The sequence below is a fragment of the Stappia indica genome (assembly GCF_009789575.1).
In the GTDB taxonomy this organism is placed as follows: Bacteria; Pseudomonadota; Alphaproteobacteria; order Rhizobiales; family Stappiaceae; genus Stappia; species Stappia indica_A.
This window is the reverse complement of the sequence record NZ_CP046908.1, coordinates 4,186,450-4,212,713: the sequence shown is the minus strand read 5'-3', so window position 1 is coordinate 4,212,713 and position 26,264 is coordinate 4,186,450. Positions and strand designations below refer to the sequence as shown.

At 66.1% G+C, this 26,264-nt stretch carries 23 protein-coding genes, 1 tRNA gene and 1 pseudogene; 11 read left to right on the top strand and 14 right to left on the bottom strand.

Translation table 11 applies throughout. The features are described 5' to 3' along the window. Window positions 1-182 precede the first annotated feature (182 nt). The 4 genes from GH266_RS19575 (at window position 183) to GH266_RS19560 (ending at window position 4,521) form a co-directional block, all read left to right on the top strand. Window positions 183-1,043 carry an N-acyl homoserine lactonase family protein gene (locus GH266_RS19575; RefSeq protein ID WP_158195326.1) on the top strand — a complete coding sequence of 287 codons (861 nt, stop codon included), beginning with the start codon at window positions 183-185 and terminating at the stop codon, window positions 1,041-1,043. A gap of 124 nt (window positions 1,044-1,167) precedes the next feature. Next, window positions 1,168-2,223 carry an endonuclease NucS domain-containing protein gene (locus GH266_RS19570; RefSeq protein WP_158195325.1) on the top strand — a complete coding sequence of 352 codons (1,056 nt, stop codon included), beginning with the start codon at window positions 1,168-1,170 and terminating at the stop codon, window positions 2,221-2,223. A 451-nt stretch (window positions 2,224-2,674) separates the two neighbouring features. Continuing rightward, window positions 2,675-3,640, top strand: a complete 966-nt coding sequence (locus GH266_RS19565) for a LysR substrate-binding domain-containing protein (RefSeq protein WP_158195324.1) — start codon at window positions 2,675-2,677, stop codon at window positions 3,638-3,640. A gap of 89 nt (window positions 3,641-3,729) precedes the next feature. Then, the gene (locus GH266_RS19560) at window positions 3,730-4,521 is read left to right on the top strand and encodes a crotonase/enoyl-CoA hydratase family protein (RefSeq protein ID WP_158195323.1); all 792 of its coding nucleotides are present in this window, start codon (window positions 3,730-3,732) and stop codon (window positions 4,519-4,521) included. Here GH266_RS19560 and GH266_RS19555 read toward each other — a convergent pair whose 3' ends face one another. Beyond that, the gene (locus GH266_RS19555; protein WP_158195322.1) at window positions 4,522-5,415 is read right to left on the bottom strand and encodes an NAD(P)-dependent oxidoreductase; all 894 of its coding nucleotides are present in this window, start codon (window positions 5,413-5,415) and stop codon (window positions 4,522-4,524) included. It lies immediately after the preceding gene. 90 nt (window positions 5,416-5,505) lie between these two features. On the opposite strand from GH266_RS19555, the gene GH266_RS19550 reads away from it, so the two are divergent. Beyond that, window positions 5,506-6,387 carry a LysR substrate-binding domain-containing protein gene (locus tag GH266_RS19550; RefSeq protein WP_158195321.1) on the top strand — a complete coding sequence of 294 codons (882 nt, stop codon included), beginning with the start codon at window positions 5,506-5,508 and terminating at the stop codon, window positions 6,385-6,387. Window positions 6,388-6,477: 90 nt separating this feature from the next. Here the strand turns inward: GH266_RS19550 and GH266_RS19545 are convergent, their stop codons facing one another. From GH266_RS19545 to GH266_RS19520, 6 genes are all read right to left on the bottom strand, one after another. Then, window positions 6,478-7,605 (bottom strand): ABC transporter permease, encoded by a 1,128-nt coding sequence (locus tag GH266_RS19545; protein ID WP_158195320.1) that lies wholly within the window; start codon window positions 7,603-7,605, stop codon window positions 6,478-6,480. A 1-nt stretch (window position 7,606) separates the two neighbouring features. Next, a complete protein-coding gene (rbbA, locus tag GH266_RS19540; RefSeq protein WP_158195319.1) occupies window positions 7,607-10,363 on the bottom strand; it encodes a ribosome-associated ATPase/putative transporter RbbA in 2,757 nt (918 codons plus the stop codon). Then, the gene (locus GH266_RS19535; RefSeq protein ID WP_158195318.1) at window positions 10,360-11,340 is read right to left on the bottom strand and encodes an HlyD family secretion protein; all 981 of its coding nucleotides are present in this window, start codon (window positions 11,338-11,340) and stop codon (window positions 10,360-10,362) included. The genes rbbA and GH266_RS19535 overlap by 4 nt, the downstream gene beginning before the upstream one ends. A gap of 500 nt (window positions 11,341-11,840) precedes the next feature. After that, on the bottom strand, window positions 11,841-12,047 hold the full coding sequence (locus GH266_RS19530; protein WP_158195317.1) for a hypothetical protein: 207 nt from the start codon (window positions 12,045-12,047) through the stop codon (window positions 11,841-11,843). A 115-nt stretch (window positions 12,048-12,162) separates the two neighbouring features. After that, the gene (locus GH266_RS19525; RefSeq protein WP_158195316.1) at window positions 12,163-12,600 is read right to left on the bottom strand and encodes a cupin domain-containing protein; all 438 of its coding nucleotides are present in this window, start codon (window positions 12,598-12,600) and stop codon (window positions 12,163-12,165) included. Window positions 12,601-12,635: 35 nt separating this feature from the next. Beyond that, the gene (locus GH266_RS19520) at window positions 12,636-13,874 is read right to left on the bottom strand and encodes an acyl-CoA dehydrogenase family protein (protein ID WP_158195315.1); all 1,239 of its coding nucleotides are present in this window, start codon (window positions 13,872-13,874) and stop codon (window positions 12,636-12,638) included. Between the two features lie 190 nt (window positions 13,875-14,064). Between GH266_RS19520 and GH266_RS23530 the strand changes: the two genes are divergently transcribed. The 3 genes from GH266_RS23530 to GH266_RS19505 all read left to right on the top strand — a co-directional run bounded on the left by GH266_RS23530 (window position 14,065) and on the right by GH266_RS19505 (window position 16,345). Then, the gene (locus GH266_RS23530; RefSeq protein ID WP_158195314.1) at window positions 14,065-14,820 is read left to right on the top strand and encodes a LuxR C-terminal-related transcriptional regulator; all 756 of its coding nucleotides are present in this window, start codon (window positions 14,065-14,067) and stop codon (window positions 14,818-14,820) included. A gap of 149 nt (window positions 14,821-14,969) precedes the next feature. Beyond that, window positions 14,970-15,758 (top strand): alpha/beta fold hydrolase, encoded by a 789-nt coding sequence (locus tag GH266_RS19510; protein WP_158195313.1) that lies wholly within the window; start codon window positions 14,970-14,972, stop codon window positions 15,756-15,758. Beyond that, a complete protein-coding gene (locus tag GH266_RS19505; RefSeq protein WP_244953721.1) occupies window positions 15,755-16,345 on the top strand; it encodes a flavin reductase family protein in 591 nt (196 codons plus the stop codon). Before GH266_RS19510 ends, GH266_RS19505 begins: the two co-directional genes overlap by 4 nt. 32 nt (window positions 16,346-16,377) lie before the next feature. Here GH266_RS19505 and GH266_RS23705 read toward each other — a convergent pair. Further along, window positions 16,378-16,599: pseudogene (locus GH266_RS23705) on the bottom strand (transposase); the annotation flags it as partial. Window positions 16,600-17,022: 423 nt separating this feature from the next. Then, window positions 17,023-17,097 (bottom strand) — tRNA-Thr (locus GH266_RS19495). Between the two features lie 205 nt (window positions 17,098-17,302). Between GH266_RS19495 and GH266_RS19490 the strand changes: the two genes are divergently transcribed. Together GH266_RS19490 and GH266_RS19485 are read left to right on the top strand one after the other, a co-directional pair. Next, window positions 17,303-17,494, top strand: a complete 192-nt coding sequence (locus tag GH266_RS19490; RefSeq protein ID WP_158195312.1) for a hypothetical protein — start codon at window positions 17,303-17,305, stop codon at window positions 17,492-17,494. A gap of 320 nt (window positions 17,495-17,814) precedes the next feature. Then, window positions 17,815-18,566 (top strand): IS5 family transposase gene (locus GH266_RS19485; protein ID WP_158192679.1). Its coding sequence is split into 2 segments (ribosomal slippage): window positions 17,815-18,145 and window positions 18,145-18,566, totalling 753 coding nucleotides; the frame shifts between segments, so codons are not numbered across the junction. A gap of 110 nt (window positions 18,567-18,676) precedes the next feature. On the opposite strand, the gene GH266_RS19480 is transcribed toward GH266_RS19485, so the two are convergent. The 5 genes from GH266_RS19480 to ccoG all read right to left on the bottom strand — a co-directional run bounded on the left by GH266_RS19480 (window position 18,677) and on the right by ccoG (window position 23,813). Then, on the bottom strand, window positions 18,677-19,201 hold the full coding sequence (locus GH266_RS19480) for a response regulator (RefSeq protein WP_067221173.1): 525 nt from the start codon (window positions 19,199-19,201) through the stop codon (window positions 18,677-18,679). 26 nt (window positions 19,202-19,227) lie between these two features. Further along, window positions 19,228-19,404, bottom strand: a complete 177-nt coding sequence (gene ccoS / locus GH266_RS19475; protein ID WP_158195311.1) for a cbb3-type cytochrome oxidase assembly protein CcoS — start codon at window positions 19,402-19,404, stop codon at window positions 19,228-19,230. Next, a complete protein-coding gene (locus GH266_RS19470; RefSeq protein WP_158195310.1) occupies window positions 19,404-21,677 on the bottom strand; it encodes a heavy metal translocating P-type ATPase in 2,274 nt (757 codons plus the stop codon). Before GH266_RS19470 ends, ccoS begins: the two co-directional genes overlap by 1 nt. Before the next feature lie 30 nt (window positions 21,678-21,707). Continuing rightward, a complete protein-coding gene (locus tag GH266_RS19465; RefSeq protein ID WP_158195309.1) occupies window positions 21,708-22,247 on the bottom strand; it encodes a FixH family protein in 540 nt (179 codons plus the stop codon). 108 nt (window positions 22,248-22,355) lie between these two features. After that, window positions 22,356-23,813 carry a cytochrome c oxidase accessory protein CcoG gene (gene ccoG, locus GH266_RS19460; protein ID WP_209001495.1) on the bottom strand — a complete coding sequence of 486 codons (1,458 nt, stop codon included), beginning with the start codon at window positions 23,811-23,813 and terminating at the stop codon, window positions 22,356-22,358. A 383-nt stretch (window positions 23,814-24,196) separates the two neighbouring features. On the opposite strand from ccoG, the gene GH266_RS19455 reads away from it, so the two are divergent. Beyond that, window positions 24,197-26,191, top strand: coding sequence for a copper amine oxidase (locus tag GH266_RS19455; protein ID WP_158195308.1), 1,995 nt, complete (start codon window positions 24,197-24,199; stop codon window positions 26,189-26,191). Window positions 26,192-26,264: the final 73 nt, after the last annotated feature.

Genomic DNA, 26,264 nt, shown 5'->3' with positions numbered 1-26,264 from the left:
GTCGCGCACCGGTTGCTCCGCGTTCCATAGCATATCCGAATGCGGCTGCGCTCGATGTTAGACATCTGGCGCGCCGGCGAGTATAGACCGGAAATGACAGATTGTCAGACAACCTGTCCGTTTCCGTTTGCCGCACCCCTCTGCGGCATCGGCCTGCAGGCAGACCAGGGAGGGAGGTTCCCATGACGACGACCAGCAAGACCCCCGGCTTCCCCGCGCCCGGCCGCGCGCAGTCCCTCAAGGGGCCGGCAGCCCCGTGGCCCGCAAATCCGTGGGAAGTCATCGCGCTGCGCTATGCCACCAAGGACCTGCCCCCCGGCCATGCCGTCCTCGACCCGGACCCGCACGAGGGCGAGGCCCGTCTCGACTATTATATCTGGCTCTGCCGCAACGGGGACAGGACCGTCCTCGTCGACACCGGTTTCGCGCCTGAGGAAGGCGCGGCGCGCCAGCGGATCCTGCTGACCCACCCGGTCGAAGCCTTGAAGCGCATCGGCGTGGAGCCGGAGGACGTCACCGACGTCTTCATCACCCACCTGCACTACGACCACGCCGGCAACCTGCGCCATTTTCCCAACGCGACCATCCATTTGCAGGACGCGGAGATGGCCTATGCGACCGGGCGCTGCATGTGCCATGCCCGCATGCGCAAGCCCTTCGCGGTCGAGGACGTCAAGACGGCGGTGGAGATGGTCTACCGCGACCGGGTGTGCTTCCACGAGGGGGATTACACGCTGCTGCCGGGCCTGACCGCCCGCCTCGTCGGCGGCCACTCGAAGGGGCTGCAGATCCTGGTCGTCGACGGCGAGACGCCGCTGGTCATCGCCTCCGACGCGCTGCACCTGCGCCGCTACCTGACCGACGGCCAGATCTTTCCGGTCTTCGCCGACTATTTCCGCACGGTCGAGGGCTACCGCGTGCTGCACGAGCTGATCGAGGCCGGCTGCGAGATCCTGCCCGGCCACGATCCCGACGTCGTCACGCTCTACCCGCGCGTCGACCCCGACTGGGAAGACGCCGTCTTCATCCGCAAGGGGGCGTGAGGGGCGGGAAAGGCTTGTGTTCCGCGCGTCCCTTGCGCAACCTGACGCGTGCCCCGCGCCGCCTGTTTCCGGCGCCGGGACGATTTGAGATCAGGCATTTGCAACAAGGGGCTTTCAGGGAAACATGAGCGAACTTTTCCGGATCGAGAATGGCGCCTTGGTGCGCGCCGCGCGCTCCAGGCTCGCCAACGAGGCGATGATCCAGGACTGGGTGCGCGACAATCTCGGCCTTGTCGGCATCCATGGCGTCGTGATCGGCCGCGAGGTGATGATCGCCAATCGCGGGCGCATCGACCTGCTGGCGATGGACAAGGACGGCTCGCTCATCATCATCGAGCTGAAGCGCGACCGCACCCCGCGCGAGATCGTCGCCCAGGTGCTCGACTACGCCTCCTGGGTGGTGTCCCTGTCGACCCGCGACGTGCACGCGCTCTGCCTGGAAAAGACCGGCCGCACCCTCGACGAGGTCTATCGCGAGCGCTTCTCAGTGCCGCCCCCCGACACGCTCAACGCCTCGCACCAGATGATGATCGTCGCCGGCAGCATGGACGAGACGACCACGCGCATCATCGAATACCTGTCGGAGGTGCACGGCGTCGGCATCAACGTCGCCTTCTTCAACGTCTTCGAGGACCAGGGCGTCCAGTGGCTGTCGACCGACACCTTGCTGGAGCAGGAGGAGGTCGCCGAGCGCGCCACCCGCAGCACCCGCGCGCCCTGGAGCGGCTACTGGTACCTGACGGCCGGCGCCGAAAGCGACGTGCCCTGGGAGGACCTGCGCCGCCACGGCTATGTCGTCGCCTCGGGCGGCAAGTGGTATTCGGACGGGCTGGCCCGGCTGAAGGTCGGAGACCGGGTGTTCTTCTACCAGAAGAACACCGGCTATCTCGGGCATGGCGTGGTGCGCTCCGAGATGCAGCCCGCCGACGACTTCCTCATCGCGGATGGCCGACCCCTCGTCGAGGCCGTGCCGCGCGGCTATTTTACCGAGTTCGGCGACGACCCGGAAAAGCGGGCCTATGTGATCGGCATCGACTGGAAGAAGACCGTCGACCGGTCGAACGCCAAGACCTACTCCGGTATTTTCGCCAACCAGAACATTGCCTGCAAGATCTACGACGAGAAGACCGTCGAGTTCCTGGTCCGGGAGTTCGGCCTCGACCGCGAGGGCGAGAACTGACGGACGAGGACTGTGGGGCGATCAGCCGCGCGGACGAACGGCTTTCCTGCCTGTCCGATCATCCGACAGCGCCGATGCCTCTCCCAAAAACCTTATCCCCGTTTTCGCGACGCTCCGCCCGGGGCGCCATGGCACCGGCGCGGCGGCAGTGTCGCCCGCCGGTGACTTGCCCTTGATATTTTTGACGATACACCGTCAGCTCGCGACGGTCCGGCCGGCGGATCGGGCTCGGTCCTCGGCGTTTCGCGGATTTCGCGAAATTGCGGGGCCTTGCGTCAATTTTCGCGGAAATTGAGACGGGATTTCGCAAAATTCCTCGCAAGTCTCGCAAACGGGGACAAGGCTGCCGGAGGACCCGGCCGCACGGCGGGCCGGCGTCTTCGATTTTGCTTTGCCCGGCACCCGTTTCCCGCGTTTAAATGAGCAAAACTCATTTCACGGAGAACCACTGATGAGCCTGCGCCTGCCGCCGCTCGCCTCGCTCCGCCTGTTCGAGGCTGCCGCACGCCACGCCAGCTTCAAGCAGGCGGCCGAGGAGCTCGGCCTCACCCCGTCGGCCGTCAGCCACGGCATCGACACGCTGGAGACCTGGCTCGGCGCGCCGCTGTTCGACCGCTCGGGCCGCGCGGTCTCGCTCACCGCCGCCGGCGAGGACCTGCTGCCTTACGTCAGCGAGGGCCTGTCGATGATCGCCACCGGCGCACACCGGGTGTCGCCGCTGCTCGGCGCCCGCAGGATCCGCGTCAGCGTCGCCCCGACCTTCGCCCGCCGCTGGCTGGTGCCGCGGCTCGGCCGGTTTCGCGGCCGCCATCCCGAGATAGACCTCCATGTCGACACCAGCCACCGGCAGGCGGTGTTTCCGCTCGACGGCGTCGATCTCGCCATCCGCATGGGGCCGGCGCCCTGGCCGTCGGCGCGCTCCGAGCTGCTGTTCCGCGAGACGTTGCAGCCGGTCGCGCATCCCGACCTTGCCGCCCGCCTGCCGCAGCGCGAGGGGCGGATCGACTGGGCGCGCGCGCCGCTGATCCACGTGGCGACGGTCGAGAACGACTGGGCGGCGTGGTTCGCGGCCGCAGCCGCCGCGACAGGCGAGACGCTGCCGCCGCCCGGCCGGGGGCTCCATGTCGATACGGTCGACCTGGCGCTGGAAGCGGCCGCGCAGGGCCTCGGCGTCGCCCTTGCCCGCCTGCCGCTTTGCGCCGGCGCGCTCTCTTCCCCCGCGCCCCTCTCTCCGGCTCCTGCTGCCCCCGCTCCTTCTTCTCCCGCCTCCCCCGTCCTCTCGCCGCTGGCCGGCTGCCCGCCCGTGCCCGTGCGCACCGGCTATTGGGCCCTGCTGCCCTCCGGCCACGAGCCGCGCCGCGAGATCGCCGCCTTCCTGCGCTGGCTGAAGGGCGAGAGCGCGGCTTTTATGGCATGAATTTGGCTCACTTGAAGCGAGGTTTCCTCGTTTGTGTCCGGCCGTCAGACGATCCAGCATGGCGAGACTGGACCCACGAGGAGATCCCCATGTCCGACACCGTGCTGTGCGATATCGACGACGGCATCGCCACCTTGACCCTGAACCGCCCGGACAAGCTCAACGCGATCAACTACGAAATGGCCGACCGGCTGCTCGAACGGCTGGAGGAAATCGAGTTCGACCCGCGCGTCGGCGCGGTGATCCTGACCGGCGCCGGCGAGCGCGCCTTTTCGGCCGGCGGCGACATTCCGCAGTTTCACGAGAGCGTCAAGCTCGGCCCGGCCCGCGCGGTGCGCGATTTCGTCCGCCGCGGCCAGGCGATGACCGCGCGGCTGGAGGCGTTTCCCAAGCCGGTGATCGTTGCGGTCAACGGCCTCGCCTATGGCGGCGGCTGCGAGATCACCGAGGCCGCGCACCTGGCCGTCGCCAGCAGCGAGGCCCGTTTCGCCAAGCCGGAAATCGCCATCGGTATCCCGCCGACCTTCGGCGGAACCCAGCGTTTGCCTAGGCTTTCCGGGCGAAAACGGGCGCTGGAGCTGCTTCTGACCGGCGATCCCTTCACGCCCGAGCGGGCGCTGGAACTGGGCCTGGTCAATGCCGTCGTGCCGCCCGGCGAGGTGATGAGCCGCGCCCGCGCCCTCGCCCGCCGGATCCTGCGCCACTCGCCGCTGGCGGCCGCCGGCATCATCTCCGCCGTCACCCGCGGCCTCAACATGACCATCGCCGAAGGGCTGGTCGCGGAGGGCGAGCAGTTCGCCCGGATGGTGGCGACGAACGACATTCACGAAGGCCTCAGCGCCTGGGCCGAGCGGCGGGTGCCGGTCTATTCCGGCACCTGATCAGGCGCCCCACGGCCCGCCGTCGCTGCGGGCCGCAATCGCCCGAACCACGGCGGCCATGTCCAGCGCCCCGAGGCCCAGCCCCTCCGCCTCGGTGAAAAGCGCGTCGGCCGCATCGAGCAAAGGCGCGGCGATCCCGGCGCCGCGCGCGGCCTCGGCGACGAGCCCGCTGTTCATCTTCACGTCGGAGATAGCCGCCTGCACCGAGAAGTCGCCGGCGCACAGCTTGGCGAGCTTGATCCGGGAGACGGCGCTGGCCATCGGTCCGGCATCCAGAACCGCTTGAAAACGTTGCAGATCCGCGCCCTGCCGCTCGGCGAAATGGAAGGCCTCGGCAAGGCCGGCGACCATGGTGATCAGGAACAGGTTGACCGAGAGCTTCATGGTGAGCGCACCTGGCACCGCGCCGCAGGGAACCGTCTCGCGGCAGACCGGGCGCAACAGCTCGCGCAGCATCGCGACATCGTCGTCGCCGCCGGCCAGCATGCCGACCAGTTGGCCCTCCTCCGCCGGCACGCGGGAGCCGGAGACCGGCGCCTCGACATAGCGCCCCCCGGCCGCGCGGATGTCGGCGTCCAGCGCACGCGACCAATCGGGCGCGCTGGTGCCCATCGACACGATCAGCCGCCCCGCGACGTTACCGGCGAAGCCTTCCGTGCCCCGGCCGAGCACCGCATCGCTGGCCGCGGCGTTCGCCATCATCAGGATGACCACCTGCGCGTCGCGAAACACGTCGGCAGCGCTTGCCGCAACGCTCGCGCCGGCCTTGCGCAAGGGTTCGCAGCGTTCGCCGGTGCGGTTCCACACCAGCAGATCGGCGCCTGCCTTCGCCAGATTGAGCGCCATCTGCTGTCCCATCACGCCAAGCCCGATGAACCCGATACGCATTCCCACGCCCTCCTCTGCCGGACATGCGCGAAGGCTAGCTCTGGATACGAATTCAGAATATCAGATAATGCTGGATCCACTCTTCAGGATTTCGGGATGATCAGGGCCAATCTCGACATGGACGCGCTGCGCAGCATGGTCGCAGGGGTAGAGTTCGGCAGTTTCGCGCGGGCCGCCACCGCGCTGGGTCGCTCGCAATCGGCGATCAGCATGCATCTGAAGAAGCTGGAGCAGCAGACCGGCCAGGTACTGTTCCGCCGCAGCGGCCGCGGCCTGGTTCCGACGGAGGCCGGCGAGATGCTGCTCGCCCACGCAAGGCGGATCCTGGCGCTGAACGATGCGGCGCTGGAGCGGCTGGGCACCGCGGCGCAGCCGGCCGCGATCCGGCTCGGGTTGCCGCAGGACTTCTTCGAGGACGTGATGCCGGATGCGCTGCAGGCCTTCGCCGAGCGGCATCCCGGCACCCATGTGGAAGTGCGCGCCGGCCGCAACCACGCGCTGGCGCAGGAGGTGCGCGCCGGGCAGCTCGATGCCGCCCTCGCCTTCTTTCCGCAAGGGTCCGACGGCCAGGGCGAGCGGATCGCCACGCTGCCGCTGGTGTGGATCGGCGCGAAGGGCAGCCAGGCGGCGGAAACTCCGCTGCCGCTCGTGCTGTTCGACCATCCCTGCCTGTTTCGCCAGACAGCGCTGCGCGGCCTCGACCAGGCGGGACGAGCCTGGCGGCTGGCGCTGACGACGCCGAGCCTTCCCGGGCTGTGGGCCGCGCTGCGCACCGGCCATGGGCTCACGGCGCGGACGCGGCACCGCATTCCTGAAGGCCTGCGGGAGATCGACCGTCACGAGCCGGGTTTGCCGGACCTGCCGCCGATAGAGGTGAGGCTGCTGAGCGCGCAGGACCCTGCCCCGGCCGCAGCCGACCTTTGTGCGGTGCTGCGCGAAACGGCGGAGCGGCATATCGCACGGCACGACAGCCGATAGCCGGCCGCCCCGGCGCTGAAACATCGGAAAATGCAGAGAGAATAGTGCTGGTGGAGAGATTCAAACTCCCTGCCCACGCTGGTGTCGCATTCAGCGCGCACCGGCCATGGTCGTGCGGAAGCGCGACAGGGCGATGACGAAGAAAATCACACTCAGGACCGTCATGGCGACGATTGACGGCCACACGGTTGTCAGCCCCGCGCCGCGGTAGAGAATGGCCTGGGCAAAGGCAACGAAATGGGTCGAGGGCGACGCCTGCATGATCGCCTGGAGCCATTCGGGCATGCTTTCCATGGGCGTGGTGCTGCCGGAAAGCAGGTTCATGACGACCAGAACCGGCAGTGCGAGAAGGCCGAACTGCGGCATCGAGGTCGTGAAAGTGGCGATCAGGATGCCGAGCCCCGTCACCGAGATCATGTAGATCAGGGCGCCGAAGACGAACAGGGCAATCGACCCGTGGATCGGCACGCCCAGCAGAAGCTGCACCACAAAGACCAGCGACAGAACGGCGGCCACGACGATGGCCAGCCCGTTCGCCCAGATCTTCGCCACCATGATCTCGGACGGTTTCACCGGCATCACCAGAAGGTGCTCGATGGTGCCGTGTTCGCGTTCGCGGATCAGCGCAGCCCCGGTCAGAAGAACCGAGAGGATGGTGACGTTGTTGATGACCTGCATCACCGCGTTGAACCAGCTCGAGTCGAGGTTCGGGTTGAACATGGCGCGGACGACGAGGTCGATCGGCAGCGCCGCGGCGTCTTCGTTGCCGCTCAGGAACTTCGCGGTCTCGGCCTGGATGATCGACTGCAGGAATACCGTGCCGTTGCCCGCCTGGGCCATGGCGGTCGCGTCGACATTAAGCTGGATCTCGGGCTTGCGCCCGGCCAGCAGATCGGCTTCGAAATCCGGCGGAAAACGCAGCACGAAAACAAAGGCGCCGCTGTCCATGCTCGCATCGATCCGATCGGCGGAGATCTCCACCGGGGTATCGAATTCCGGCGGCAGAATGGCGCTGACGATGCGTCCGGACAGGGCGGAGCGGTCCTCGTCGACATAGGCGACGGAAGCGTTCTGCACCTCCAGCTTGGCGCCTGTCGCCACGGCGTAGATGGCCAGCGTGAAGACATAGACGATCAGCAGCAGCAGGACAGGATCGAAGACGAGGCTTCTGAGTTCCTTGACGCCGAGGCGATAGACATTGGCGAGCCACAGAAACATCCTATGCCTCCTGCTTGTCCAGAATGGCGATCGACAGGACGGTGAAGAACAGCGCGAAACCGGCCAGTGCCAGGTGATTGTGCCAAAGCTCGGCGAAGCCCAACCCCTTGGTGAAGGTGCCCACGCTGACCTGCTGATACCAGGAGGACGGAAAGGCCAGGCCGAGCAGCCGGCCGCTCCCCGACAGCGAGGAGACCGGCACGACAAGGCCGGAAAAATTGACGGCGGGAATGATGGCGATGATCGCGGCGGCGAAGGTGGCGGCCACCTGCGTCCTGGTGAAGGTCGACACCAAAAGGCCGAAGGCCGTTGTCGCCAGGATGTAGAACAGCGTTCCGACAATGAGCGCTGCAGCAGAGCCCTTCAGGGGAACGCCGAAAACCACATAGCCGATGGCGACGAGGCTGGCGAAGCTGATGAAGGCGATGACGACATAGGGAAGCTGCTTGCCGAGCAGGAATTCGCTGCGCGTTACCGGCGTCGAGCGGAAATTGGCGATCGAACCGGTTTCCTTTTCGCGCACCACGCCCATTGCCGTCATGATGGCGGGGATGAGGACGAGCATGAGCATCATCACCGAGGGCACGATGGCGAACACGCTCTTGAAGGACTGATTGTAGCGGAAGCGGGTGACCACCTCGGTGGCATAGGGCGAGATCACCTCGCCGAACTGCCGCTCGATCTGGTCGGCGTAGTAGCCAAGGGCCAGGCCCTGCAGATAGCCGCGCGCCGTCTCCGCACGGAACGGCATCGCTCCGTCGATCAGCACGTCGATCTCGGGGGTATCGCCGCGCAGGAGCTTGCGTCCGAACTCGGGCGGGACCTCGATGCCGATGCTGATTTCGCCGTCGACCATGCGTTGTTGCAGATCCCGCCTGCTGGTCGCCGGTGCGTGCTCCTCGAAATAGCGCGAGCCGGAGAAGCTCTCCAGCAGCGTCCTGCTCTCCATGGACTGGTCGCGGTCCAGCACCGCGTAGGGCAGGTTCTGAACATCCAGCGAAATGCCGTAACCGAAGGTCAGCATGAGGATGACCGGCCCGAAAAAGGCAAAGACCAGCCGCATGGGATCGCGCAGCAATTCCATCGTTTCGCGGCGGGCAAACGCCCAAAGGCGCGACGGGCTGAAAAATCCGCCTGCGTCGGCGATGGGTGCCGGAGCCGGCCGCAGGGCCGCAGTTTCGGGTCCGGAGACCGGAGCTGCCTTGACCGGTTCCGGTGAGACGTCCTGACCGGACGCTTCGCGCAGAATGTCGATGAAGGCGTCGTTCAGGCTGGCCGCGCCCCTGTTGCGGGTCAGCTCGTCGGGCGCGCCGACGGCCAGCACCTTGCCGGCATGCATCAGCGAGATGCGGTCGCACCGCTCCGCCTCGTTCATGAAATGGGTCGAGATGAAGATCGTCACGCCCTGATTGCGCGACAGGTCGATCAGGTACTGCCAGAAAATGTCCCGTGCGACCGGATCGACGCCGGAGGTGGGCTCATCGAGGATGAGGACTTCCGGCTTGTGGATCAGCGCCACGGCAAGCTGCAGCCGCTGCTTGATGCCGAGCGGCAGTCCGTTCGGCCGCATGTCCGCCTCGCCCCGCAGGTCGAAGGTGCTCAGCATTTCCTCGATGCGGGCGGCGCGCGTTTCGGGGGCGAGACGGTAGAGGGCCGCGTGCAGTTCCAGGTTCTGGCGCACCGTCAGCTCGGAATAGAGCGAGAAGGACTGCGACATGTAGCCGACGCGGCGCCGGGTGGCCATGTCGCTCGCGTTCAGCGTCTCGCCGAACAGCAGCGCATCGCCCTCGGTTGCCGGCAAAAGCCCGGTCAGCATCTTCATCGTGGTCGACTTGCCGCAGCCATTCGATCCCAGAAAGCCGAAGATTTCGCCGCGCTCGATCTCAAAACTCACATGGTCGACGGCGGTGAAGTCGCCGAAGCGGCAGGTCAGGCCGTGCGCCTCGATCGCCGGAGGCCCCTCCATCGGCACGCGCGGCGGCACCTCGACGGTGCGGTGCCCGCGCCGCTCGGCTTCCGGCAGCATGGCAACGAACGCAGCCTCCAGCGTCGAGACACCGGCAGCTTGCCGGAGCGCCTCGGGCGTGCCCTCAGCGATGATCCGCCCATCCATCATGGCGGCCAGCCAGTCGAAGCGTTCGGCCTCCTCCATATAGGCGGTGGCAACGACGACGCTCATGTGCGGGCGGTCGCGCCGGATGCTGGCGATCAGCTCCCAGAACTGCTCGCGCGAGAGCGGATCGATGCCGGTGGTGGGCTCATCGAGGATCAGAAGATCCGGATCGTGGATGAGAGCGGAGCAGAGCGACAGTTTCTGCTTCATGCCGCCGGAAAGCTTGCCCGCCGGGCGATCGGGAAACGGCGCAAGGCCGGTGGCTTCCAGCAGCGCATGGATCCGCTCGGCGCGCTCCGCCTCCGACTGCGCGAAGAGCCGCCCGAAGAAATCGAGGTTTTCGCGGACCGACAGGGTCGGATAGAGATTGCGGCCGAGCCCCTGGGGCATATAGGCGACGCGCCGGCTGCAGGCCCGGCGATGGGCCGTGCCGGCCATATCGCCGCCGAACACCGTCACGGAACCCGACTGGATGCGGCGGACACCGGACACGATCGCCAGCAGGGTCGACTTGCCGACCCCGTCCGGGCCTATCAGGCCGGCCATGCAGCCGGCCGGAATGTCGAGCGTGACATCGCAAAGGGCTGCGATCCCGCCGTAACGATGCGTTACGCCCTGCAGCCTGGCGGCCGGTTCTCCAGTCATTGCGGCAGCTTGACCTCCAGGAAGTCCGGCCAGGCGACGGCAGGGTCGGTCCGCACATAGCCAACGCCTGCGACACCGGCCTTGGCGCGGTCCTGGTACCTGACCAGAAGATCCTTCGGGATGGACAGCTTCACCCGAAACATCAGGTTCTCGCGCTCGTCGGACGTTTCCACCGACTTCGGTGTGAACTGGGCATTGCTGGCGACGAAGGTGACGCTCGCCGGAATGACGTAATCGGGAATGGGGTCGAGGATCAGGCGCGCTTCGCTGCCGACCTGGAGCAGACCGGCATCGCGCGCCGGCAGGAAAATGGTCATGTAGATATCGGTCAGATCGGTGAGCGTGAGCACCTTGCCGCCGGCGCCGAGCACCTCGCCTTCGCGGGCCAAAAGGTACTGGACCCGGCCGCCACGGGGCGCGCGCAGCTGGGTGTCGTCGAGAATGGCTTCGAGCTGGGCGACCGCAGCCTTGGCCGACTCGATGGTGGCCTTGGCCAGTTCGACGCCGGCCTTGGCCGCTTCCACCCCCGCCACGGCGGTGTCGAGTGCGGTGCGCCGCTGGTCGGCCAGCTCCTGCGAGCTCACCTGCCGCTCGACCAGCGCGACGGTGCGCTGGTGCTCCTTTTCGGCGAGGTCACGCTTGGCCTCGTACAAGGCGACCTGCGCTTCGGACTGGCGCAGACCCTGCTCGGCCTGCGCGACCGTGGCGCGAGCCTGGGCGAGCCGGGCGTTGAGTTCCGACACATCCATGCGTGCAACGAGCTGCCCGGCCTCGACCATATCGCCTTCGCTGACCAGGACTTCCGTCACGCGCCCGGCCATCTTGGTGGCGACGTCGACGCGCTCCGCTTCGATCCTGCCGTTCGAAGACGCGATGCCGTCGGGCAGTTTCTCGGTGTTCATCGTGCGCCACAGATAGAACCCGCCTGCGACAACCGCGATCAGAGCCGTCGCGGCGATGACCTGTTTCCACTTCATCGAAAGCCCCTCGCAAACAGAAAACGTGTGGCGCCATATCGGCCTGCGCCTGCACGGCGCCGATCATGCTTTGCATACTGCACGCTTAGAGCACCCGCGTGCACAACCATTTGATGTCAGTCAAAGGCGGGTTGTCGGGAAAGGTAAATTTCGCCTGCAGCCGCCATGCCTTGACCAGAGGGACTTCCAGTCTGGTGCCGCACGACGGTCCGATCGGTGCAATCGGCTGCGCAACACGGCTCGTTGTCGCATACCGAATGGCCGATAAATTTCCGCATATGGTCGAGGCTGGCCCCTCACCTCGCAAAGGGCATCGAGACGCTTTAATGCTCAATGTGCAGCGGGATCTCGCAGTCCCCCAGTCACCCTCAATGAGCGACCCTTCACGCGCCAAACAGCAGCTGTCCAAAGACAGATCCAAGCCAAAGAGCAAGCGGGAAGCCTAACGAAAACCCCCTCCCTCCCGCTGGTGACTGTCACTGATCTCGAGCCGAACAGGCTCAGACATGCTGCTCGCCGAGCCTCCTCAGCGTCTCGGCATGCTCGACGAGAGCCTTGTCGATGATGTCGCTGAAGGAACGAGACTGCTGACCGTTCCGGCGCCGCCGCTTGATCTCTTCGATGCTGAAACGCGGCGCACGGTGCTGCTCACCGCAAGGAGTGTCATCAGGGCTCTTTGAAGCGTCGTCGTCGTGCACGGGAGCCATGGATATCTCCTTTGCAGAACCCGGTTCGAGGCTATGGAAACGAAGACGGCGGCCACGCCACGGCTCTTGCGTGACGTGGCCGCCGGCGACGGTTTTCTTCTTGACTGCACCAGCGCTACAGGGGGAGGAAATCCACGTCGAAGTCGGCGCAAATGCGCACCACCTCCGCCGGGTCGGGAACCCTGTCGATGTTCCGGAAAAGCTGCTCGAGCTTGCTGGTCGGCGAGGCCCAGAACAGGCTCGTCGCGTCGGCGTCTGTCTTGTTGAAGATCCCGTGCGGCATTCCCCGCGGCATGCGCACCAGGTCCCCCGGTTCGGCAATCTGCTCCCGGCCGTCCAGCAACAGGTTGTAGCGCCCTGTCAGGACGTAAATGTATTCTTCTTGCGTGTGGTGCACGTGAGGAGGCACGAAGGTTCCTGCCGGAAACAAGGCATGCCAAGCGATCGAACTCTCGCTCACCTGCTTCAGTGTGTAGGTCTGGCCCAGTATGTGCCAGACGGTTTGTCCCCGCGCCTCGTCGGCGCGCGTGATACCGGCAATTTCATCGATCATTGGCTACTTTCCTTCAAGAATGGGGAGGGCTCGCGTCACGCTTTTCCGCCGTCAGCGACGCCGAAGACGGTCCACTTGGCTTCAGGGTCCGTCGCACCGAGGATCTGCCGGCCGCATTCCTCGATGATCTGATCGGCCATCAGGATGTGCTGGGTGCCGGAGTGGATGTCGCGGTAGCACCGTTGCATGACCGTGTTGTAGAGCGAGGCGCTGCGCGCGGAGCGATGGGCGAAGGTGGCAACGTCGGAAACCACGTCATGAACGTGACGCAACACGAGCTTGGCATCGGTCATCTGATCCTGGGTCACCGTTCCGCTCTGCTCCAGTCCAAGGCAGATCCCGCGCCAGGTCTCGTGTGCATAGGCGCGCGCAGCACGATAGCGTGCCTCGACCAGAGCCAGCTGATACTTGAAGCTCGCGCTGTCCACGGTCTTGCCGAACGCGTCGCGGCGGTTGCGCGCAACCTTTACGAGTTCGTCGAGCATGCGCCGTCCGACCCCCAGCGCCCAACTTGAATGAGCCCAAGCGCTATAGCCTGCGAGGCCCAGCTGCCCCTGCGGCCCACCGCGCAAGGGAACCGCATTGTCGAAGTCGTAGACCAGTTCGTCCGGAACGAAGATCGTCTCACCCTCAGCCACCTCGTAGTCGTAGCTGCCTGTCGCCTTCAGACCCAAAACATCCCACTCGCCCTTAAGCCGGATTGTGCTGCGCGGATGATGTACGAGAACGACACGGGGGCTGCCGGTCGGACCGAAGATCATCTGCTTCTCGTCGTCGACAAGAAAGCCGCCGGTGTGGATCCACTCCGCATGGCAGATGCCGCTGCCAAAGGCCCAGTTGCCCCAGATCTCGTACCCCCCCGCCACTTTCCGGGCGAACCCGCGCGGCACCCCGTTTCCCGCGACCGTCACATCCGCCCCGTTCGCGAAAACGCGTTCGATGCCGCTGTCGGGAATGTAGAGGGCCATGGTCGCACCCTCCATGTTGTTCACATTGGCGCACCAGCCGGCGGAAGCATGGGCATGGGACAGCTTCTCGATCAGCGGCATTGCGTCGGCCAGGCTGACGTCTGAACCACCGACCTCCCGGGGGAACAGCATCGTGTAGATGCCGGACTTGCGCAGCGCCGCCACCACGTCGTCGGTCAGGCTGCCCTGGGCTTCGGCCTCCGGCGCCCGCTCCTCCACCAGGGGCAGGATCTGTTCCAGATTGGCGGCAAGCGTTGCCAGATCGGGCCCCTCCGACAGGCCCGGTTTCACTACACTCATGTTCATCAAACTCCTCCACAGGCGTGATCATGCCGGGGTTCCGGCCGATCCTCCCTGTGAGGTTCGGCGGCCGAACGGATGTCCCGCAATCCCCCTAACCCGGGGGGTGTCGGCACGAACGTGTTGCGGCTAACCTTCGACTGGCGCCGGCGACAAGTCGCGCCGACGGCCGTCAGAACAAATGGGAGGGAGGCCCATGAGTTTTTCGGAGGATGCATCAGGCCCGAATCTGCGGTCGACCGCGGACCTTCTGATTTCCGTGGCCGAGGCGGCCACCCCCCAGAACCTCAGCGAAGCCTGTGGCGCGGCCCTGGCCCGTATCACCGGATCCGGGGTCGTCGGGATCTATCTGGTGGTCGCCGGGCGTCCCCAGCTTCTGGGCAGCACGAACGTGCCCGTCGGTCTGTTGGGAGAGTATCGCAGCGGCCTTGGCGTTAGCGATCCCTACCTTGAGCGCCTCAGCGAAGCTCCCGATGTTCTTGACGGCCCCGGTTTCTACGGCACGCACGGCTGGCGCCGGAGCCGCTCCTATGAACTGCTGAGGGGGTGGGGCCTTTGTTCCAACATGTGTGGCCCGCTGTTGCATGAGGGGGAGGTCGCTGGCGTCCTCTACACCGCGACGGATCGTGACGACAGACCCTATACCGCACGCATGAAGCAGGACATGGCGCTTCTGTGCCGGGCTGCCTCCGTCGCCCTTCCACGGCTTCTCCCCACGGTCGGCCAGACTGAGCCCGGCTTGCGATTACCGCAGAGGCAAGCAGAGGTAGCCATACTCGTCCGGCAGGGCTTATCCAACAAGGCCGTCGCGCGCGAACTGGGCCTCTCCGAGCACACTGTAAAGGAATATGTCGCGATCCTCTGCCGGCGCTTCAGTGTGCGCAACCGCACGCAGCTCGGAGCCCTGATCGCACAGGCAGGCAGTTTCGCTCCGCGCCGCCCCGATGCCTGACGCCAGACTTCGCGACGGATCCCGCGCTGGTTATCGCGCCTGAAATCCGAACCCGAGACCCGCCCCTCCGAAATGGCTGTCACGCCCTGCTCCCCGCAGGGCGAACGGACAGCCTCACCTTCCAAAACCGATAGAAAGGACACTTCCGCATGGCCGTGAAATTCGAGGAACAGACGCTCCTGGTGGGCGGTGTACCAACCCATGTCCAACACGTCGGACAAGGGCACCCGGTGATCTTTCTGCACGGCGCCTCCACTCTCGAGGGCTTCGATTTCGTTGACGGGCTTGCCGACCGCTTCAAGGTCATTTGTCCGCATCATCCAGGCATGGGACGGTCCGGGTCGGCGGATCACGTTGCCGGCATGACCGACCTGGTGACCCATTACCTCGATCTGCTCGACACTCTCGATCTCGAGGTCCGGCCCCATCTTGTGGGCTTTTCCATGGGAGGCTGGCTTGCGGCGGAGCTCGCGGCCGTGGCGCGCGAGAAATTCGACCGCATCGTTCTGATAGCTCCGGCGGGACTGAACGACCCGGCGCATCCCATGACCCCGATCCCCACCATTCCGCCAGCAGAACTTCCCGCCTACCTCTCGCATGATCCGGCGGTCGCGGCGCGGTACTTCCCCGACGGATCCGACCCGGACGCGGCTGCCGCCTTCGCTGCGGAACGTGCCCGCGAGGGCGATCTCGTCGGCCGGGTCGCTGCGCCCCTGGGCTTCGGCCACCCCAACCTTCGCAGGATGCTTGCACGCATCACATGTCCCGCCCTTGTCGTCTGGGGTAACAAAGACCGCCTTCTGCCCGCCTCTCAGTTGCCGCTCTGGTGCGATGCGCTTCCTCATGCGCGGTCCCTGCTCGTAGAGGATGCCGGCCACCTGGTGGCGCATGAAAAGGCGGAAACCATGCGCCGTATCGGAGATTTTCTCGCCTCGTGACCCAGCCGTCCCCCTCTCTCATCCGCCCCGCCGAAAACGGACCGGCTTTCCTTTCGGCGGCATTCCGCAATGCGTTCCGCGGACATCCTGCGGGTGTCGCCATCGTGACCGCCGATCCAGGTTCTGGCCCCGTTGCGCTGACCGTGAGTTCCCTGATCTCGGTCAATGCAGAGCCGCCGATCGTCGCCTTTTCGGTCTCGGGCCGGTCAGGCTCCGGCGCAGCGCTGCTGAGCGCGGACACGGTCGTGGTGCACTTGCTACGGTTCTCCAACCTCGATCTGGTCAAGACGGTCGCCGCTCCGGGAGCGGACCGCTTCGGCCCGGAGATGGATTGGGAGCGGCTGGCCACCGGAGAACCGCGCTACCGCGAGGTTCGAACCTGGTTCCGAGCACGTGTTCTGGGTCGGCTTACCCTGGACGGGGCGACCCTGCTGGCCGCCGAACTTCTGGAAGGCGCGCCCATGGAAGAAGGCCATGCCTCGACCCAGGACACCCTTGTCTACATGGACCGCCGCTGGCATCGCTTGCAGACCGATCCTGTGCGTCTTTCCACGGTCGCAGCAGGAGCAGAGAACGCCTGGTTCTGACATCCAGGACACGACGCAAGCCGATCGTCCGACCGCGCCGCTTGCGATTGCGGTCGGACGCCTTCCGCGTCGGGGCTGCCACACTTGGCCTTCCACTTGTAGAAGGTCGCTCTGCTGATGCCGTGCTTGCGGCACAGGTCCGCCGCCCCGAGCGCGGCCCCCTGCTCCTTCAAGATCGCAATGATCTGCTCTTCGTTGAACCTGCAGCGCTTCGTGCTTCCGCCCTTTGTTGCTCTGCCCCCTGAACGCTGGATCGTTCGAAACTGGAGTTTTCCGCGGTTTCGACGTGCTACCCGACTTTGGAGCGCCCCGAACCGGACCTTCTGGGGTGGCATCTCATGCGGCGTAAGCGGCCGATGAGCCTTTCATGAGCGATATCGGCGGCTTGTTCCCTGACAGGCGTTGTAGAGCGTTCACTCAGCAACCCTGCCCGAGCGTTCTCGATCTGCCGATTGAAGCCGGCGATCACCTCCCAGGGCTTTCAAAAGCTCACGCTTGCCGAGCGCGGCGCGCAGTTCAGCCGAGACGCTCACTCTCGCGTAGAATCGACCGCGGGAGCCTGATGAAGGTGCCGAACCTTGCTGCAACCACATGCTCGTTTGCATGCATCTTTGCATACGCAGCATGTATGCAAGCGGCTGAAAAGCACGAGAAATAGCGATTTCAGGGGGAAAGAATGGTGCTGCCGGAGAGATTTGAACTCTCGACCTCTCCCTTACCAAGGGAGTGCTCTACCCCTGAGCTACGGCAGCGATGAGCGCGGGTGTATGCGCAAATTCCGGCATGGTCAAGAGGGGTTCACCGGTTTTGACACTGCAATCCACGCCCCATGCCTCCGTCCGGCGCAAAGCCTGCCGAACACCCCGCCGCATCGCCGCCCGGCCTTGCCAGAAGACCGGCTTTTCCGGCATATCGTGAAGGCTCAGGACACTCGAACGAAGGATGCGAGACGCTCGCGTGACAGACCGCACCCGACAGACGGACGACACGGCGAAGGCAGGCGGCGGCGCAAAGCCCGCAGGCCGCAAGCCGGGCGGCCGCGACGAAGCCCGCGAGGCTCGTCTTGCCGCGGCGCTGCGCGCCAATCTTCGCCGGCGCAAGGCGGCCGGGCAGCGCGATACGGACGGCCCACCGCAGGACGAGACCTAGGTCGTGAACTCATAATTCTGGCGAGAAACAGTCTGCACGAACCTGATCGGATACAAGGAGCAAGTCCGCAGGAAACCGTCCGGTTTTCAAGGTCTTGCGACGCTGTTGCCGGCAGGTTCGCCCAGACCCAAAGGGCGTCGGCCCGACTTCGATCTGCGGCGTCGGACCGCTCGGCCGGGGGACCTGCCCCGGCCATCACGCTCCTCCTGGCATATCATTGCCGGGCCAGACGCCGTTTCCGGCACAATTATGAGTCCACGACCTAAGGCCTGTGGGGATTCAGGATTCCCATTTTGCCGGAGATGTGATTCACACTCCGGATGGAACGCTTCGTACTGACCGACGCCCAATGGGCGAAGATGGAACCGCACTGTTTGGGCAAGCCGACGGACCCTGGACGCAGCGGGGGTAACAACCGACTGTTCATGGAGGCGGTGCTGTGGATTGCTCGCACGGGTAGTCCGTGGCGTGATCTGCCTGCCATGTTCGGCAACTGGAGTACGGCGTTCCGGCGGTTCAGCGACTGGCGCAAAGCCGACGTTTTCAAGCGGATTTTCGATGCTCTGTCGGATGAGCCGGACATGGAATACGCCATGATTGATGCCACCATCGTCAAGGTTCACCGGCACGGTCAGGGCGCAAAAGGGGGACTCAGAGCCAGGCCATAGGCCGCTCCAAAGGCGGCATGACGACCAAGGTTCTGGCCCTGACTGATGGGCTCGGGAACCTTGTCCGCTTCCGCCTGATGCCCGGCCACCGCTTCGACACCGTTGGCGTTGCCCCGCTCATCGACGGCGTCGAGTTCGGAGCTCTGCTCGCTGACAAGGCTTTCGATAGCAACGACATTGTCGCCAACCTCAATGAACGCGGCGCGAAGATCGTCATCTCGCAGCACCCACGCCGCGCCAAGCCCATCCCGCTCGACGTCGAGATGTACAAATGGCGCCATCTGATCGAAAACTTCTTCTGCAAACTCAAGGAGTTCAAACGCATCGCCATGCGCGCCTGCAAAACCGATCAGAGCTTCGAGGCCATGATCTACCTCACCGCCGCCGTCATCAACTCACGATGAATCCCCACAGGCCTTAGAGCACGAGCCTGTTTTCGCCGCCGATGTCGCAGCCGCCGGCGCTGTCTTGATGCGTTTCCAGGTCTGTCGGCAATCGCCGCAGGCAATGGCGCTCAGGCCGCCTGCCCGTCCTCGCCGTTTTCCATCCCCTGCCAGATCTTCTGCCGGTTGCGGATCTCCCGGGGGGCGGGACCGAAGTAGCTGGGCGTCTTCACGAAATCCCGCGGCTGCATGATCACGCTGTTGACGCGCTGGTAGAGCGCCTTGGCCGAGATCGGCTTGGACAGCAACTCGTGCACGCCGAGCCGCCGCGCCTCGATGATGCGGCTGCGCTCGGTATGGCCGGTGACCATGATGATCGGGATATAGGCGAAGGGATTGTGCGGGTTGCGGATCATGCGCACCATGTCGGCGCCGTCGAGGATCGGCATCACCCAATCGAGAATCAGGATGTCCGGATTGGCGCGCTCCATGGCCTCCAGGCCGGATGCGCCATCTTCCGCCTCGACGATCCGCCGCGCGCCGAACCCCTGCAGCATGGTGCGCAGGATCGTGCGCATGTAGGCGCTGTCTTCGACGAGAAGAAAGGTCAGGGATGCCAGATCAAGCGACACGTTCAACCTCCGGTGCCAGACCATATGGCACGGGAAATCTGAAATAACGGTTAGCCCCGCTCGTCGTTTTTGCCGTCTCCCTCCGGCAGGTCGTCATCCTGCAGGATCCGGTACTTGGCCCCCTCCAGGTCATCGTACTGGCCGGACTTGAGCGACCACAGGAACCCGGCGAGACCGAGAAGGCCGAGCACCAGCGCAACGGGAATGAGATAGATCAGCACGTCCATCAGGCGGCCTCCCTTTCGAGCCTGGCGGCTGCGGAAGGCAGCGCCTCGGCAGTCGCTGCCGGAGATGCGGTCGCGATCTCGCGCTGGCGCGACAGCCGCAGGCGCAGCGCATTCAGCGTCACCACCAGCGAGGACGAAGACATGGCGAGCGCGGCCCAGAGCGGCGTGACGAAGCCGGCCACCGCAAAGGGCACGGCGACGAAATTGTAGAGCACGGAGAAGCGCAGGTTCTGCACCATCGCCCGGTGCGCGCGGCGGGCATGCGTGAGCGCATCGGCAACGGGCGCCAGCCTGTCGCCCAGGAACACGGCATCAGCGGCGGCCTGCGCCACATGCACCGCCGTCACCGGCGAGATCGAGACATGGGCGGCGGCAAGCGCCGGGGCGTCGTTGAGCCCGTCGCCCGCCATCAGCACCTTGCGCCCCTCCCCGGCCAGTTGTTCCAGCCGGGCGATCTTGGCGGTCGGGGTCAGCTCCGCGGCCCAGTCGTCGATGCCGAGCTCGCGCGCCACATCCTCCACCGGAGCCGTTCGGTCGCCGGACAGGATCGACAGCCGGTAGCCCTCGCGGCGCAGCCGCGCCACGGTCTCGACCGCGTCCGGCCGCAGCCGCTGGCCGACGGCGAAGGGCACCGCCGGAGCATCCCCGTTGCGGAAGGCGATCAGCGAGCTGCCCGGATGCCGGCGAGCGAAGTCCGTCACAACGGCCTCCTCCATGCCGCAAAAACGGGCGCTGCCGAGGCGCAGTTCCCGCCCCTCGAATTCGGCGCTGATGCCCTCGCCCGGCGTCTCGCGGACGTTTTCCAGCGGTACGGCGGCACCTGAGGCCCGCGCCAGGGCGCCGGCGAGCGGATGGCGGCTCGCCAGGGCCAGGCGGCCGGCCAGTTGCAGCACCGTCGAGTCGATGTCGCCCGCGCCCGAGACGGCCGGCAGCGGCAACGTCAGCGTGCCGGTCTTGTCGAAGACGATGGTGTCGGCCTCGGCCAGACGCTCGATGGCATCGCCCGAATGCAGCAGCACGCCGGCGCGGAACAGGAGCCCGGACGTGACGACCTGCACCGCCGGAACGGCAAGGCCGAGCGCGCAGGGACAGGTGATGATCAGCACCGAAATCGCGATCACCAGCGCATGCTGCCAGTCGGCACCAAGGAGATACCAGCCGGCGAAGGTGAGAAGCGCGGCCAGATGCACGACTGGCGAATAAAGCCGCGCCACCCGGTCGGCGAGCTGGACATAGCGCGAGCGCGCCTGCGCGGCGGTTTCCAAAAGGCGCGTCACCTCGTCGAGCAACGTCGCGCCGGAGGCGACCGTCACCTGCACGGTGAGGCTGGCGGAGGCGTTGGTGGTGCCGGCATAGACCGGATCGCCCGGCCCGACGGAGGCCAGCGCCGTCTCGCCGGTGACAAGGCTCTGGTCGATCTCGGACTGGCCGCTAATGATGCGCCCGTCCAGCGGCACGCGCTCGCCGGCGCGCACATGGATCAGCGCGCCCGGCTCGACCCGCGACAGCGGCACCTCGCGCAAGGAGCCGTCGGGGCGCTGCAGCACCGCCGTCTCAGCCTTGAGCGCGGCGATATTCTCGGCGAAGGCGCGGGTCCGCCGGCGCATCGTATGGTCGAGATAGCGGCCGATCAGCAGGAAGAACAGCAGCATCACGGCGGATTCGAAATAGGCATGGTGGGCCGACTGGACGGTCTGCATGACCGACAGGAACAGCGCGAGACTGACGCCGATGACGATCGGCACATCCATGTTGAGCCGGCGCGCGGCAAGCGCTGCGAAGGCCGAGCGCAGGAACGGCCGGCCGGCATAGACGGCGGCCGGCAGCGCGATCAGCGCCGAGACCCAGTGGAAGAAGTCGCGCGTTTCCGGCTCGATGCCGCTGGCATTGCCCGACCAGACCGAGACCGACAGCAGCATGATGTTCATCATGGCAAAGCCCGAGACGGCCAGCGCGCGCAACAATTCGCGCCCCGCCGCATCCGAGCGCTCGCGCACGTCCGCCGGGTCGAAAGGATGGGCCCGGTAGCCGAGCCGCGACAGGACGTCGATGATCCGCTCGGCGTCCGTCTCCTCCTGCCGCCAGTCGACGGCAAGGCGATGGCTGGTCAGGTTGAGGCGGGCCTTCTCGACGCCGGGCACGAGCGCAAGGCCATGCTCGATCTCGGCCATGCAGGCGGCACAGGTCACCCCTTCGACGGCCAGGTCCATATGCGCCTTGCCGTCGTCCTTCAGCGTGACGAATGCGTCCCAGTCGCGTTCATGCACGGTCATCTCGCCTGCCCTTGCCGGCTTACCCGCCGCCTATTCGGAAAAGAAGACCCGGTTCTGCGAACGGAAGGTCTCGCCCTCGTTGCCCGAACTGGCATCGAGCTGAAGGATCCAGCGGCCCGGCGCGACATCCTCTGCCTGCGCCGCATAGCGGCCGAGCTCGCCTTCGCTCAGCACCAGCTGGCGGGCCGGCTCCGGGCTTGCCGGGCGCTGCAGCGTCGCCTCGACCGACAGGCCGGTCAGCGGGTTGCCGGCAGCATCGAGCGCGGAAACCTCGATCCGGGCGATGCCGTCATCGCCGCGCGTGACATTGCCGCTGACGTTCCAGTTCAGCTCGCTCTGAGCGCGGGAAGCCGCGATGTCGCGATTATAGGCCTGTCCTGCCTCGTAGGCGCGGTCGGTCACCACGCCGGGGAAGGAGGACAGTGCGAAATAGACGAAGAAGATGTTGGCGACGAGCATCACGAAGAAGAAGCCGCCGAGCCAGATCAACACCGTGCGGCCCGTCACCTTGCGCTCGGTCGTCGGGCGCTCGGTCGTCGGGCGCCTCGTTGCGGCGTGGGATGCGGTCATGTCGTGCCTCTGGTCCAATGCAGTTTACATGCGGGCGATCCTACCGGAAGGGGGAGGCCTGCGACAGCCGCAGACCTCCGGTCCGGATTAGTACGTGCCGCCCGCGGCTTAGGGCGCCTTGAAGAAGTCGCCCACGGTCGCCGTGTCGCCGCTCGCCGTATCGCGCAGGCGGAAGGTGATCGGCGTCGACTTGTCGAGCTGCGCACCCGCCGGCGAGAAGACCAGCACGCGGAGTTCGCGCGTGGTGTCGACCCCGACGGTGACGAGCGGGGCACCGTCCGCATGTTCGCTGATACCGACCGCCTCGATGCGGGTGCCTTCGGGCATGCCTTCCACCGACAGGGCGAACTCGCGTGCGCTCAGCCGCTTGTTGAGCATGCGGATGGTGTAGCCGTTGCGCACGCCGCCATCGGACAACTCGACATAGATCGGGTTGCGGTCATGCAGGACGCTCATGCCCTCGTGCTGACGCGTGGCCAGCGCATAGGCCATGATCGCGCCGACCAGTACGATGATCGCGGCATAAATGATGGTGCGCGGCCGGACCATCCGCACGACGGTCTCGCGCCCTTCCATCCGGCGCTTGATGTTCTCGTCGGTGTCGTAGGCGATCAGGCCGTGCGGCTTGCCGACCTTGTCCATGACCGTGTCGCAGGCGTCGATGCACAGCCCGCACTGGATACAGCCGAGCTGCGTCCCGTTGCGGATGTCGACGCCGGTCGGGCAGGCGTGGACGCACTGGTAGCAGTCGATGCAGTCGCCGGCAGGCAGTCCCTCGTCCACGCGCTTGCGGTTCTGCTTGAGCGAGCCGCGCGGCTCGCCGCGGTCGTAGCGATAGGTGACGTTGAGCGCGTCCTCGTCCGTGAGGGCGGCCTGGATGCGCGGCCAGGGGCACAGGAAGATGCAGACCTGCTCGCGCATGTGGCCGGCAAGCGCGTAGGTGGTGAAGGTGAGAATGCCGATCCACAGATAGGCGGAGAACGGCGCCTCGCCGGTCGCGAGCGACTTCACCAGGGTCGGCGCGTCGGCGAAGTAGAGCACCCAGGCGCCGCCCGTCCACCAGGCGATCATCAGCCACAGGGTGTGCTTGGAGAACTTCTGCATGACCTTGGTCACGGTCCAGGGCTCGGCATCGAGCAGCATGCGCTCGCGCCGGTCGCCCTCGATCTGGCGCTCGACCCACAGGAACAGGTCGGTCCACACGGTCTGCGGGCACAGGTAGCCGCACCAGATGCGGCCGGCGACGGCGTTCATCAGGAACAGCCCCATCGCCGCAAGGATCAAGAGGCCCGTGAGGTAGTAGACCTCCTGCGGCCAGATCTCGATGAAGAAGAAATAGGCGCGCCGGCCGGCAAGGTCGATGAGAACGGCCTGGTCCGGCGCGTCGGGACCGCGGTCCCAGCGCAGGAAGGGCAGGAAATAGTAGATGCCGAGCGTGGCAAAGAGCACGGCCCACTTGATCTTCCGGAAGGTGCCGTGCACCGCCATGGGGTAGATCTTCTTGGCCGAGGCAAACCATTCGTCCGGCTGGCCACCGGCGCCGGAGGGATCCGATTCTGCGCGCATTGTTCCGTCCATGTCACTGGGCTCCGCTGTCCCGTGCCGGGGTGCCCTTGGGAGCGGCGGTTCACCCGATCAGGGCGACACTAGCGCCGGCCGCGAGCGGCAGGATTGCGACACGTCAACACCGCGACAATCCGCCGCCGGCTCCAGATCCCGCCGTTCGTCGTTCCATGTGACTAGCATTGCCCGTCCCCGCCCGCCTTGATCGGCATCAAGGCAGACAGGCCCGCGGCACCGGAGATCCGCGCCAATCCTGCGCCTTTGGCCACAATTGCACAACTGCTCCTTCTCCTGCGGCCTATCGTGGCGCAAGGGCGGTCACGACCGGACGGCAGATCCGGCACCGCCTGTCCAGACGGGAAGACTTTTGAGGAGGGGCACATCCCATGCCGCATATTCATCGCTTCGCAGCCGGCTGCTTGGCTGCGGGACTGCTTGCATCGGCCGCGCTGCCGGCCGCGAGCCATCCGCTCGACGCCTTGACCGAGGCGGAAATCACCGAGGCCGTCGCCCTGCTGACTGCGGCCGGACGGACGGGCGACGGCACGCTCTACCCCTATATCTCGCTGCAGGAGCCGGAAAAGTCCCTGGTGCTCGGCTGGAGCGAAGGCGATCCGGAGCCCCGCGCCGTCGAGGTGCATTTCAAGACGAGCGAGGGCGCCTTCGTCGCGGAAGTTGACCTTGCGGGCGACCGTGTGGTCTCGGTCGAACCCGCGCCTGCCGAGACCATGATCCTGGTCGCCGAGTTCATGACCGCCATGGAGCTTGCGACCTCCAATCCGCAGTTCATCGAGGGTCTGGCCAAGCGCGGCCTCACGCCCGATCAGGTGTTCTGCCTGCCGTTGACCGCCGGCCGCTTCGGACTGCCGGAAGAGGACGGGCGGCGGCTGATGAAGGTGCCGTGCTACGTCCTGCCGGAGGGCTCCAACTTCTACGCCAAGCCCGTGGAAGGGCTCTATGCGGTGGTCGACCTCAATGCCGGATCGGTGGCCGAGGTGTTCGATACCGGCGTGCGGCCCGTGCCGGAGGACGGCTGGGGCTATACGGAAGCGGAAGTGGAGGCCCGTACCGGCGCGCTGCGCCCGCGCGGCAATCCGGTCACCCTGTCGCAGCCGGGCGGCTCCAACGTCACCATCGAGAACGGCCTGATCTCCTGGGACATCTGGCGGTTCCGGGCGCGGGTCGACAAGCGACCCGGCGTCGTTCTGTCGAATATCGAAGCGCGCGACGGCGAGCGCTGGCGCTCCGTGCTTTACCAGGCGCATCTGTCCGAGGTCTTCGTGCCCTACATGGACCCGGACGAAGGCTGGTACTGGCGCACCTACATGGACAGCGGCGAATACGGCTTCGGCATCTTCCTCACCCCGCTTAGGGCCGGCGTCGACTGTCCGACCCATGCCACCTTCCTGCCGGCGGTGGTGCATACCGACCAGGGCACGCCGCTCTCCATTCCCGATGCGATCTGCATCTTCGAGCGCAATATCGGCGACCCGGCCTGGCGGCACTTCGAGATCTTCGCGCAGAGCGAAGCCGAGCAGGTGCCGGCGGAAGGGCGCCCCGCGACCCAGCTGGTGGTGCGCTCGGCCTCCGAGGTCGGCAATTACGACTATCTCGTCGACTATGTCTTCCATCAGGACGGGCGGCTCGACGTGATGGTCGGCTCCACCGGGCTCGACGCGGTGAAAGGCGCGGTCATCAAGTCGATGCGCGACGAGGGAGCGGCGGAGGAAACCCGCCACGGCACCTTGATCGCGCCGAACCTGATCGCGCCCAACCACGATCACTACTTCAACTTCCGCCTCGACTTCGACATCGACGGCCAGGCCAACAGCTTCATGCGCACGGGGCTGGTGCCGGGCAAGGCGGAGGACGGGGCGCCGCGCCGTTCGTTCTGGGTGACGGAGACGAAGATGGCGATGAGCGAGCTCGGCGGGCGCTACAAGATCAATCCGGACACGCCCGCCATGTATCACGTCATGAACATGGGCGCGGAAGGCCCGCTCGGCCATCATCCGGGCTACATGATCGTGCCGGGCAACAGCGTCGCCTATTCGCCGTTCGACTATTCCGGCGACATGCCGATGAAGCGCAACGCCTATGTGGAATACACGCTGTGGAACACGCCCTACAGCGCAAGCGAGCGCTATGCGGGCGGGCGCTTCGCCTTCCAGAGCGACGGCTCGGACACGCTGGCGACCTGGACGCAGCAGGACCGGCCCATCGGCAACACCGACATCGTCACCTGGTACACGATGGGCTTCCACCATGTGCCGCACACGGAAGACTGGCCGGTGATGTCGACCATGTGGAAGGGCTTCACGCTGCGACCCTTCAACTTCTTCCCCTACAATCCGGCGCTCACCATCCGCCTGCCGGAGTAACGCAGACCGCCGCGCGCCGCGATTGACAGTCCCGGATCCGCCGCCCACCATCGGGCGACGGATCCGGAGCCGG